This is a genomic window from Stenotrophomonas sp. CFBP 13725 (assembly GCF_014841935.1).
Lineage (GTDB): Bacteria > Pseudomonadota > Gammaproteobacteria > Xanthomonadales > Xanthomonadaceae > Stenotrophomonas.
This window is the reverse complement of record NZ_JACYUV010000002.1, coordinates 545428-557054: the sequence shown is the minus strand read 5'-3', so window position 1 is coordinate 557054 and position 11627 is coordinate 545428. Positions and strand designations below refer to the sequence as shown.

The window sequence follows — 11627 nt, the reverse complement described above, 5'->3', positions numbered from 1 at the left end:
CACTGCAATGACCAAGCAAATCCAGGACGCCTACATCGTCGCCGCCACCCGCACACCGGTAGGCAAGGCGCCCAAGGGCATGTTCCGCAACACCCGTCCCGACGACATGCTGGCCCACGTGCTGCGCTCGGTGGTAGCGCAGGCGCCGGGCATCGACGTCAACCGCATCGACGACGCCATCATCGGCTGCGCGATGCCGGAAGCCGAGCAGGGCATGAACGTGGCGCGCATCGGCGTGCTGCTGGCCGGCCTGCCGGACACCATCGCGGCGCAGACGGTGAACCGTTTCTGCTCATCCGGCCTGCAGGCCGTCGCCATGGCGGCGGATCAGATCCGTCTGGGCAATGCCGACCTGATGCTGGCCGGCGGTACCGAATCGATGTCGATGGTGCCGATGATGGGCAACAAGATCGCGATGGCCCCGAGCGTGTTCGATAACGACCACGTGGCCATTGCCTACGGCATGGGCATCACCGCTGAGAAGGTCGCCGAAGAGTGGAAGGTGTCGCGCGAAGAGCAGGACGCCTTTGCCCTCGCCTCGCACCAGAAGGCGATCGCCGCGATCCAGAACGGCGACTTCAAGGACGAGATCAGTCCGTACGACGTGCGCACCCGTCAGCCGGACCTGGCCGACGGCCGCCGCATCATCACCCGCGACACCGTCGTCGACACCGATGAGGGCCCGCGCCTGGATTCGTCCGCGGAAGGCCTGGCCAAGCTGCGCCCGGTGTTCCGCAACGGCCAGTTCGGCGGTACGGTCACGGCCGGCAATTCCTCGCAGATGAGCGACGGCGCCGGTGCGGTGCTGTTGGCGTCCGAGCAGGCGGTGAAGGATTACGGCCTGAAGCCGCTGGCCCGGTTCGTCAGCTTCTCGGTCGCCGGTGTGCGCCCGGAAGTGATGGGCATCGGCCCGATCGCGGCGATTCCGAAGGCGCTGAAGCAGGCCGGCCTGACCCAGGATCAGTTGGACTGGATCGAGCTCAATGAAGCATTTGCGGCGCAGTCGCTGGCGGTGATCCGCGATTGCGGGCTGGACCCGTCGAAGGTCAATCCGCTGGGCGGCGCCATCGCGCTGGGCCATCCGCTGGGCGCCACGGGTGCGATCCGTACGGCAACGCTGTTGCACGGTCTGCGTCGTCGCCAGCAGAAGTACGGCATGGTGACGATGTGCATCGGCACCGGCATGGGTGCGGCGGGCATCTTCGAATCGCTGTAAGAGGGTTTTGGTTGCCGCGGCTGCGCCCCGGCACCCTGCTTGAGCCAGAGCCAGAGCCAGAGCCAGAGCCAGAGCAAGAGCCACAGCAACAGCTGCATTGCCGGGGTGGGCGGGACGGGGTGGGTTCGCGGGGGACGGCAACAGCCGCATCCATGCGGGCCTCGTTTCGCGCCATCCATGGCGCTCAACGCCCCCGCGAGCCCACCCCGCCCCACCTTCGACAGGTCCATGGCGGCCACAGGACCTTCGGGCATCGGTAGCGCCGACCCATGGTCGGCGAGCGCAGCGGGCCGTTGGCGGGAACATTCCGCCGAAAGGGTTTTGGTTGCCGGGGCTGCGCCCCGGCACCCTGCTTGAGCCAGAGCTGCGGCAACGGCAACAGCCACAGCTGCAGGCATGTGTGTTTGGCGGGACGGGGTGGGTTCGCGGGGGACGGCAACAGCCGCATCCTGCGGGCCTCGTTTCGCGCCATCCATGGCGCTCAACGCCCCCGCGAACCCACCCCGCCCCACCTTCGACAGGTCCATGGTGGCCACGGGACCTGCGGGCATCGGTAGCGCCGATCCATGGTCGGCGAGCGCAGCGGGCCGTTGGCGGGAACATTCCGCCGAAAGGGTTTTGGTTGCAGGGGCTGCGCCCCGGCACCCTGCTTGAGCCAGAGCTAGAGCAAAGCCAAAGCCACGGCAACAGCAACAGCTGCATTGCCGGGATGGGCGGGACGGGGTGGGTTCGCGGGGGACGGCAACAGCCGCATCCATGCGGGCCTCGTTTCGCGCCATCCATGGCGCTCAACGCCCCCGCGAACCCACCCCGCCCCACCTTCGACAGGTCCATGGCGTCCACAGGACCTGCGGGCATCGGTAGCGCCGACCCATGGTCGGCGAGCGCAGCGGGCCGTTGGCGGGAACATTCCGCCGAAAGGGTTTTGGTGCCGGGGCTGCGCCCCGGCACCGTGCTGGAGCCAGAGCCACGGCAACAGCAACAGCCGCAGCTACAGCTGCAGGTATGTATGTTTGGTGGGACAGGACCTGCGGGCATCGGTAGCGCCGACCCATGGTCGGCGAGCGCAGCGGGCCGTTGGCGGCAACATTCCGCCGACCATGGGTCGGCGCTACCGCTTTTTTATTTTTTCTTACGTGGCGGGCTGCCACCGGAACCCGTCAGGGGGTCGGGCGGTGGGGCTGGGCGGGGGCGTTGAGTGCCATGGATGGCACGAAACGAGGCCCGCATGGATGCGGCTATTGCCGTCCCCCGACCAGCCCCACCGCCCGGCCCCGCCGCAGCTGCAGCTTTCGCCGCCCGCCACGAGGGGCTCGGCCGTTCGCCGGATCAATCGTCTTCGGCGAGCATTTCCTGCAGCTTCTGCCGGGCCGGCTTGGCCAGCTTCTTGCTGTTCAGTGCAAACCGGATGGTGGCTTCCACCAGGCCCAGATGCGTGCCGCAGTCGAAGCGACGTCCTTCGAAACGATAGGCATCGACGGGCTCGCTCTTCAGCAGCTCGGCGATCGCGTCGGTCAGCTGGATCTCGCCACCTGCGCCGGTACCGGTCGCTTCCAGCAGCTCGAAGATCTTCGGGCTGAGCACATAACGGCCCACTACCGCGAGGTCACTGGGTGCATCTTCCGGCTTCGGCTTTTCGACAATGGCCGAAATGCGGCCGTGACTGCCATCGAACGCGTCCGTGGCGACGATACCGTAGCTCGCCGTCTGCTCGTGCGGCACATCTTCCACCGCGATCACGCTGGCACCGGTGGCCTCGTTGAGGTCAGCCATCTGCTTGAGCGCACCGTCACCGCGGTTGTAGATCAGATCGTCCGGCAGCAGCACCGCGAAGGGCTCATCGCCGATGATCTCTTTCGCACACAGCACGGCATGGCCCAGGCCCAGCGCTTCAGCTTGGGTCACGAAGACCGCACGCACGCCGTTGGGAAGCACATGGCGAACCAGCTCCAGCTGCTCCAGCTTGCCGGCGCGTTCGAGCTTCTGCTCGAGCTCGTAGGCCTTGTCGAAATAGTCGGCAACCGCATGCTTGTAGCGGTTGGTGATGAAGATCAGGGTGTCGCAGCCCGCTTCGATGGCTTCGTCAACGGCGTACTGGATGAGCGGACGATCGATGATCGGCAGCATTTCCTTCGGAACCGTCTTGGTTGCCGGCAAAAAGCGTGTCCCTAGCCCTGCCACCGGAAAAACTGCTTTTCTGATTCGCTTGCTCATCTGCTACCTGTTGGCCTCTCTTACGGGGAAGGGAACCACGTTAGCCGAAGGGATGTAAGCATCCTGTTGAAGCGGATCGAACTCCGGCATCGTGGCGAACAGGATCTCCTGGATCGCTTCGATATCGTAAGTGGATATCGCGTCGCGCAGCTTCGGCACGTTGGCCAGCACGAGGTCCCGCGAGAACGTACGCACGCCCGCCTCCAGCACCTTGGGGTGTGAGGTGGGCCGGTATTCCTCATCGGAATAGAACAGCGTTTCGTGCAGCTTCTCACCGGGACGCAGGCCGGTGTAGATGATGGCGATGTCCTTGTACGGCTGCTTTCCCGTCAGTCGGATCATCTGCTCGGCGAGCACGCGGATCGGTACCGGTTCGCCCATGTCCAGCGTGTAGATCGCGCCGTGCGAGGCGGACGCGGCCGCTTGCAGGATCAGCTGGCAGGCTTCCGGGATGGTCATGAAGTAACGCGTGACCTCCGGATCGGTGACGGTCACCGGACCGCCCTTCATGATCTGGTCGCGGAACAACGGCACCACGCTGCCGGCGGAGGCCAGCACGTTGCCGAAGCGGACGGTCACGAAACGCGTGTGCGTGGACTTCTGGTCCAGGCTCTGGCAGATCATCTCGGCATAGCGCTTGCTGGCGCCCAGCGAGTTGACCGGGTCTACGGCCTTGTCGGTCGAGATGAAGACGAAGTGCTCCACCTTTGCTTCCATGCAGGCGCGCGCCACGTTCTCGGTGGCCAGGATATTGTTGCGGACCGCTTCGCGCAGTTGACGCTCCAATACCGGCACCTGCTTGTAGGCGGCCGCATGGAAGGTCGCTTCCACCCGACGCAGCGACAGCGCATGGCGGATCACCGCGGGGTCACCGCAGTCACCCAGCACGGCCTCGACCTCGATGTCCGGGAAGCTGCGACGCAGCTCGGCTTCGATGGTCAGCAGCAGCAGTTCGCTCATCTCGAGCAGCACGATGCGCCCTGCTCCATGGCGTGCACACTGGCGGCACAGTTCTGAACCGATCGACCCGCCGGCGCCGGTGACGAGCACCGTCCGGCCGCCCAGCCAACCGCGGATCAAGGTCCAGTCCGGCTGGATCGGCTTGCGCCCCAGCAGGTCTTCGATCGCCACTTCCTTCAACTGACCCGGCAGCGACTGGCCCTGCAGGATGTCACTCAATTTGGGCACCGTGCGGAACGGCACACCCGTGCTCTCACACAGGCCGACCACCCGCTGCATGCCCACCGCATCCAGCGAGGGAATGGCGATGACGATCAGCCGCGCAACGGTTTCGCGCGCGACAGCCGGCGCGTCGTCCAGCGTGCCGAGGATCGGCAGTCCCTGCAGCTTGGCGCCCTGCAGGTGCGGGGCATCGTCCAGCAGGCCGACCGGTTCGTACTCACCGGAACGGCGCAGGTCGCGCACCAGCGCCTCCGCAGCCTGACCTGCGCCCAGGATCAGCACACGGCGACCGGTCGAGTCGGACTGTACGGACTGATAATCCTTCCAGGCGCGATACAGCAGGCGCGGGGCACCGAGCAGCGCGGACAGCGCGAAGGGATAGATGACGAGCACCGACAGCGGCACGCCGTCGAAGCGCTTCCATGCCAACGTCAAGACGATGGCGATCAGGCCGATGAAGCTGGCCTTGAAGATGTTGATCAGGTCGGCCACGCTGGCAAAACGCCACAGGCCGCGATACAGGCCGACACGCCAGAACACCAATGCCTGGATGCCCAGCACCAGCGAGGTGTCTACATTCCAGAGAGGCAGCGCCGGCGCATCGGGGAGGATCGAGTACCGGCCCGCGTGCAGAAGCTGCCAGCAGGCCCAGACCATGAAAAGATCATGGACGACGATGGCGGCGCGCGGCAGCAGCGCAAGAATTCTGTTCCACCTAGCTGACATGAGCAGGATAAACCCTCAGAAATTGCGCAGGCGAACGCGCGACACGCCCCACAGGCAGGCCAACAGCACCCCCCAGGCGACCGCCACGCCAGCCTGATGCAGCGAAGATATCGAACGCGCTGCGTACAGCAGCACCGCTCCGACCAGGCCGAGCAGAATATACACGCCCGTCACCCGTGCGTGGCTGAAGCCAGCCTTCACGGCGCGCTGATAGACGTGCTGCGTGTGTGGTTCCATCCAGCGTTGCCCGGAGAGCATGCGGGATGACAGCGTGAAGCCTGCGTCCACAAGGAACACCGCGAGCGGCACCAGCAACAGCAGCCAGTTGATGTCGGTCACCACGCTGGCCAACCCGACAAGCGCCGCGAGCAGGTAGCCCAAGGCCCCGCTGCCGACATCACCCATGAAGATGCGTGCGCGCGGAAAGTTGAACGGCAGGAATCCAAGGCACCCGGCCGCCACGGCGATCGCCAGCAGTGCCGCAGGGGTTGGCAGAATCGCGGCGATGGCCAGCGCGGCAATCAAGGCCTGACTGGCGGCGATGCCGTTGATGCCATCCATGAAGTTCCACAGATTTATCAAGGCAGTTGCGACAAAGAACAGCAGGACGGCCTGCACGATGCTGCCCGTTGCCTGCCACACCAGCGCAGCCAGCAGCGCCGATGCCAGCATGTGTACCATCAGCCGCCGAATCGCCGGCAACGGATGATGGTCATCCCACCAGCCGATCCCTGCGACCAGCAACAGTCCCGCGGCGAACACGGCCAGCCCGACCACCGCAGCAGGCCACACCATCGCGCCGGCGGTCGTGCCCAGCAGGACCGTCGCCACGATGGCAATGCCACCGCCACGAGGCGTCGCCACCGCATGGCTGCGCCGCTCACCGGGCTGGTCCAGCAGCTGGCGATGCAGCGCATAGCGGCGTGCCAGCCAGGTCAGGCCGGCCGCCGCGAGGGTAAGCATGCCCAGCGCCTCGAACGCGACAACAGCGTTCATGCGTTACAGCACCGCGTAATTCAGCAGTGGCTTGACCGTGCCCCATTCCTTGCAGCTCGGGCACTGCCAATGGTGCGTGCGTGCGCCAAAACCGCAGCGCGTGCAGCGGTAGGCCGGGTTGCGCACCAGCAACTGGTCGGTGATGTGCTTCAGATCGTGCAGGGTGGCGGTCGGGTCGGCACCCTCGGCCAAGGTGAGGTCGATGAGCGCTGACTCGCCGCGTACCGACGGGCGATCCTTCAACTGGCGACCGAGGTAGGCACGCGCGGGGGCGACACCTTCCTGCTCTTCCATCAACCGGGTCAGCGCCAGCACGGGCGCGATGCCACGGTAATGTTCCGTCATCTCGGACAGGAAGCTGCGCGCGCCGCCCAGGTCACCGACCTTGCGGTAGTTCTGCATCAGCGGCTGCAGCACTTCCGGCAGGTACTCCGGATCGTTGCGCGCGGCGCGCTCGAAAGCGCGGACGGCGGCTTCGGCGTTGCCGGCATCGGTTTCCAGACGGCCTTCGATGATGCCGGCCCGTACGGACATCGCATCGGCCTGGTAGGCCCGCGCGATGGCTGCCCTCGCCTGCTCCACGTTACCGGCGCCGCGGTGGCGCTCGGCCAGTTCGCATTCGAACTGCCCGACCAGCTTGCCCATGGGCTCGCCGGTGACTTCTTCGAAGCGCAACGCGTTGTCGATCGCCTTTTCCCAGTCCCGCTCGGCCTGGTAGATGCCGATCAGGTGCTTGAGCGCCTGCGGTGCGCGCTGGTCGATCTGTGCCAGTTCGGAGAACACGGTTTCGGCACGGTCCAGCAGGCCGGACTTCATGTAGTCCTCGCCCAGCGCCAGCAGCGCCTGTACGCGCTGGGGATCGCTGAGGTCGGTGCGGTTAACCAGTCCCTGGTGCAGGCGGATCGCGCGATCGACCTCACCGCGACGGCGGAACAGATGGCCCAACGCGACCTGGGTCTCGAAGGTTTCCTTGTCCAGCTCGGCGATGTGCAGGAACAGTTCGATCGCCTTGTCCGGCTGCTCGTTGAGCAGGTAGTTCAGGCCGCGGAAGTAGGTGCTGGACAGGCGGCTGACCTGGTTGTCGCCGTGGCGCTGTCCGCCGCGCCGGCCGATGACCCAGCCGGCAACCGCCGCCAGCGGGACACACAGGAAAAACCAGAAGTACTCGGAGACAAATTCCATCTGCGATCAGCGTCCATCATAAGGAGGAGTAACAGCCACACCCGGAGTTGCCAGGGCAGCCTTGTTGGCACGGCGCAGCTGGGCATAGAGCGGAACGACCACGCTCACCAGCACCAGCCCGGCACCGACCACGACCCCGACCAGCAACGCAGCGATCATCGCCACGCCAACCGAGGTATGCAATTCAGTGAAAACCAGGTTGATCGTCATCTCGGTCATGTTGACCGCACCGATGATCAGTCCAATGACCAGCACTGCCAGCAGGACCAGTAAACGGAAAACCTTCATGCGACAGCTCCAGTCACGGAAGACCGTAGCTTATCCGACCCGGTGGGTGGATCGCACGTCGTGATGCAGGATCAGGCCGGATCGGCTTCCTGTGGCACCACATCGCTGACGCGTTCGCGCAGCTCTTTGCCCGGCTTGAAGTGCGGGACATGCTTGCCCGGCAGGGCGACCGATTCACCGGTCTTGGGATTGCGACCCAGGCGCGGCGGACGGTAATGCAGGGAAAAACTGCCGAAACCGCGGATCTCGATGCGATCACCGGCCGACAACGAGCCGCCCATCATCTCCAACAACGACTTCACCGCCAGATCGACATCATCGGCCTTCAGGTGCGCCTGCCGGCGCGCAAGGATTTCGATCAGTTCGGATTTGGTCATTGCAGGCTCTGCTCGAGGGGCTCAAACCCTGAAACGGCCCGGACTGATGTCCGGGCCGTCCAGGAAACTACGACAGCGGCAGACCGATTACTCGGACTTGTTGCCGCCCAGCTGTGCACGCAGCAGCGCGCCGAGCTGGGTCATGCCGGCCGAAGAGGCGGACTGGTAGTCCTCCAGCACTTCGCGCATTTCCGCATCGTCCTTCGCCTTGATCGACAGCTGCAGGGTACGGCCCTTACGGTCCATGCCCACGAACTTGGCTTCGATCTTGTCGCCAACCTTCAGGTGCTGGGTGGCATCGTCGACGCGGTCGACGGAGATATCGCGGGCAGCAACATAGCCCTCGATGCCGTCGGCCAGTTCGATGATGGCGCCCTTGGCGTCAACTTCCTTGACCACACCTTCGATCTTGGAACCCTTCGGATTGACGGCCATGAACTGACCGAACGGATCCTGCTCCAGCTGCTTGACGCCCAGGCTGATGCGCTCGCGTTCCGGATCAACCGCCAGGACCACTGCGTCCAGGTTGTCGCCCTTCTTGAAGTTGCGCACGATGTCTTCGCCAGTGGTCGCCCAGCTGATGTCGGACAGGTGAACCAGGCCGTCGATGCCGCCGTCCAGGCCGATGAAGATGCCGAAGTCGGTGATCGACTTGATCTGGCCCGACACCTTGTCACCCTTCTTGTGGGTGGCAGCGAAGGTTTCCCACGGATTGGCGGCAACCTGCTTCATGCCCAGCGAGATGCGGCGACGCTCTTCGTCACAATCCAGCACCATCACTTCGACTTCGTCACCGACCTGCACCACCTTGGACGGGTTGACGTTCTTGTTGGTCCAATCCATCTCGGACACGTGCACCAGGCCTTCCACGCCCGGCTCGATTTCGACGAATGCGCCGTAATCGGTCACGTTGGAGATCTTGCCGAACACGCGGCTGTTGGCCGGGTAACGACGCGAGATGTTATCCCACGGATCTTCGCCCAGCTGCTTCAGACCCAGCGAAACGCGGTTGCGCTCGCGGTCGAACTTCAGCACGCGCACGTCCAGCTCGTCGCCGACATTCACGACTTCGGACGGATGGCGCACGCGCTTCCAAGCCATGTCGGTGATGTGCAACAGGCCGTCGATGCCGCCCAGGTCCACGAAAGCGCCGTAATCGGTCAGGTTCTTGACGACACCCTTCAGGATCGCGCCTTCCTGCAGCTTGTCCATCAGCTGCTCGCGCTCTTCCGAGTGCTCGCTTTCGACGACAGCGCGGCGCGAAACCACGACGTTGTTACGCTTGCGGTCCAGCTTGATGAGCTTGAATTCCAGCTCCTTGCCTTCCAGGTAGGCCGGATCGCGCACGGGGCGCACATCGACCAGGGAACCCGGCAGGAACGCGCGGACATCCTTGATGTCGACGGTGAAACCACCCTTGACCTTGCCGCTGATGCGACCGGTGATGGTTTCGTTCTTTTCCAGCGCTTCTTCCAGCTCGTCCCACACCATCGCGCGCTTTGCTTTCTCACGCGACAGAACGGTCTCACCGAAGCCGTTCTCGATGGAATCGAGGGCGACCTTGACGACATCGCCTACGGCGACATCGATCTCGCCATCATCGTTACGGAACTGTTCGATCGGCACGATGCCTTCGGACTTCAGCCCGGCATTGATCACCACGACATCGCCGCGGACTTCCACGACGGTACCGCTGACGATGGAGCCCGGCTTCAGCTTGGCCAGATTGGCCTGGCTGGCTTCAAACAGTTCGGCAAAAGATTCGGTCATTAGATTTACTCTGTTGATCACATGGGTCAGCGGTTTCCATCAAGGAACCCAGCCGCCCGCCTGTTGGTCGACCCCGGAAAAGCGGGCCGTGTGTGAAGTGATTAAACCGCCACGCATCATTGCGCGACGGAGCATTTACAACCCTGCGGTGCGTGTTGCGACACCGCCCCGTCGAGGGCGGTTCTCCTGTACGAACGGATCAGGCAGCCGAAACCGGAAGCAGATCCATCACTCGTGCAACGACATCATCGATGCCGATACCAGTGGTATCGATGAGGACGGCATCGTCTGCCGGCTTCAGGGGCGCCACAGTGCGCTGTGCATCACGGGCGTCGCGGGCCATGATCTCGCGCAGGAGGTCATCAAAGCTAACAGAAACCCCCTTGTCATTCAACTGCTTATGACGGCGCTCGGCGCGCTCCTGGGCACTTGCGGTCAGAAACACCTTATAGGAGGCGTCCGCGAAGATGACCGTACCCATGTCACGGCCATCGGCCACCAGGCCGGGGGCAGACCTGAATGCGCGCTGCCGCTCCTTGAGTGCGCCACGCACCTCCGGGATGGCGGCAATGGCCGAGGCCAGCGCACCGGTGGTTTCCAGCCGCAGCTCGTCGGTGGCGTCGGTGCCGTTGACCAGCACCCGCATCGTCTCGCCCTGCTCCACGAACTGCACCTTGGTGTCGAAGGTGCAGCGCACCAGCGCCGACGCGTCCGAGGTGTCTATGTCCGCCCAGCTGGCGGCCACGCCCACGGCCCGGTACAGCGCGCCGGAATCGAGGTAGTGCCAGCCCAGGCGGCGGGCCACGATGCGGCTGATGGTACCCTTGCCAGCCCCGGAAGGGCCGTCGATGGTGAGGACGGGAACGAGTGCAGACATGGGGTTTCCAGCAGGTGTGAAGGGCCCATTCTAGCCCCAGCCTGACCGGGTGCTGCGATTGGTCTGTGCAACCACTTGAAACGATGGAGAAAAGCCCGGTAGAATGGCGGGCTTGAACGAGCGTCAACGCAGTATTGTCTCTGGCATATCGCGGCCGCGCTCCACTTGAACACTTACTTTTACACTCAACGTGTACGCCGAGGTATGCCATGAAAGTCCTGTCCTCCCTGAAGTCAGCGAAGGCCCGTCACCGTGACTGCAAGGTCGTGCGTCGTCGTGGCAAGATCTTCGTGATCTGCAAGTCGAACCCGCGTTTCAAGGCGCGCCAGCGCTGAGTTGGCCGGCCTCACGGCCGACCACAGGTCCTTCGCGGGGCCGGTTTGATACAGAAAGCCGCCTCCGGGCGGCTTTCTGCTTTATCCATGTTGTAATCGCGTTTCTTGACCACTGGGGAGTAGTTCGAGATGAAGCGTTGCCTGATGTCCCTGGCCGTGATGGCCACCCTCGCCGCGGCCATACCGGCCCTGGCAGACACCCTGCTGGTGGATCGCGCCGCCGAGAAGCCGGGCATCGCCCTGCCCGTCCGCGGCCAGAGCATGCAGCAGGTGCAGAGCCAGTTCGGCGCACCGGCCGAGCAGTTGGATGCTCGCGGCGGCCAGAAGCGCCAGTGGCCGACCATCAACCGCTGGGTCTACCCGCAGTTCACCGTCTACTTTGAAAAGCAGAAGGTGATCGACGTGGTGGCCAACAAGGCGGCCCCCAACGAGATCGGCCCGAAGCCGCCGATCCGCTGACGAAC

General features: G+C 64.4%; 11 protein-coding genes. 3 read left to right on the top strand and 8 right to left on the bottom strand.

Annotation, left to right across the window (positions count from 1 at the left end; translation table 11 throughout):
- Positions 1-7 precede the first annotated feature (7 nt).
- The gene (locus tag IFT65_RS05675; RefSeq protein ID WP_188324266.1) at positions 8-1216 is read left to right on the top strand and encodes an acetyl-CoA C-acyltransferase; all 1209 of its coding nucleotides are present in this window, start codon (positions 8-10) and stop codon (positions 1214-1216) included.
- Positions 1217-2545: 1329 nt separating this feature from the next.
- On the opposite strand, the gene galU is transcribed toward IFT65_RS05675, so the two are convergent.
- From galU to cmk, 8 genes are all read right to left on the bottom strand, one after another.
- Positions 2546-3430 carry a UTP--glucose-1-phosphate uridylyltransferase GalU gene (gene galU / locus IFT65_RS05670; protein WP_188324267.1) on the bottom strand — a complete coding sequence of 295 codons (885 nt, stop codon included), beginning with the start codon at positions 3428-3430 and terminating at the stop codon, positions 2546-2548.
- 3 nt (positions 3431-3433) lie between these two features.
- Positions 3434-5338 (bottom strand): nucleoside-diphosphate sugar epimerase/dehydratase, encoded by a 1905-nt coding sequence (locus IFT65_RS05665; protein WP_192080685.1) that lies wholly within the window; start codon positions 5336-5338, stop codon positions 3434-3436.
- Between the two features lie 15 nt (positions 5339-5353).
- On the bottom strand, positions 5354-6334 hold the full coding sequence (locus tag IFT65_RS05660; RefSeq protein WP_192080684.1) for a glycosyltransferase family 4 protein: 981 nt from the start codon (positions 6332-6334) through the stop codon (positions 5354-5356).
- 3 nt (positions 6335-6337) lie between these two features.
- Complete coding sequence (gene lapB, locus IFT65_RS05655; RefSeq protein WP_188324270.1) at positions 6338-7516, bottom strand: lipopolysaccharide assembly protein LapB; 1179 nt, start codon at positions 7514-7516, stop codon at positions 6338-6340.
- A gap of 6 nt (positions 7517-7522) precedes the next feature.
- Positions 7523-7804: a lipopolysaccharide assembly protein LapA domain-containing protein gene (locus tag IFT65_RS05650; protein ID WP_188324271.1), complete on the bottom strand. Its 282-nt coding sequence runs from the start codon at positions 7802-7804 to the stop codon at positions 7523-7525.
- Positions 7805-7875: 71 nt separating this feature from the next.
- A complete protein-coding gene (locus tag IFT65_RS05645; protein ID WP_188324272.1) occupies positions 7876-8181 on the bottom strand; it encodes an integration host factor subunit beta in 306 nt (101 codons plus the stop codon).
- 87 nt (positions 8182-8268) lie between these two features.
- Positions 8269-9951 carry a 30S ribosomal protein S1 gene (gene rpsA / locus IFT65_RS05640; protein WP_192080683.1) on the bottom strand — a complete coding sequence of 561 codons (1683 nt, stop codon included), beginning with the start codon at positions 9949-9951 and terminating at the stop codon, positions 8269-8271.
- Between the two features lie 199 nt (positions 9952-10150).
- On the bottom strand, positions 10151-10828 hold the full coding sequence (cmk, locus tag IFT65_RS05635; RefSeq protein ID WP_188324274.1) for a (d)CMP kinase: 678 nt from the start codon (positions 10826-10828) through the stop codon (positions 10151-10153).
- Positions 10829-11037: 209 nt separating this feature from the next.
- Here cmk and ykgO point away from each other — a divergent pair, with 209 nt between their 5' ends.
- Both ykgO and IFT65_RS05625 read left to right on the top strand, forming a co-directional pair.
- The gene (ykgO, locus tag IFT65_RS05630) at positions 11038-11163 is read left to right on the top strand and encodes a type B 50S ribosomal protein L36 (protein WP_005409283.1); all 126 of its coding nucleotides are present in this window, start codon (positions 11038-11040) and stop codon (positions 11161-11163) included.
- A gap of 129 nt (positions 11164-11292) precedes the next feature.
- Complete coding sequence (locus IFT65_RS05625) at positions 11293-11622, top strand: hypothetical protein (protein WP_192080682.1); 330 nt, start codon at positions 11293-11295, stop codon at positions 11620-11622.
- Positions 11623-11627 lie beyond the last annotated feature (5 nt).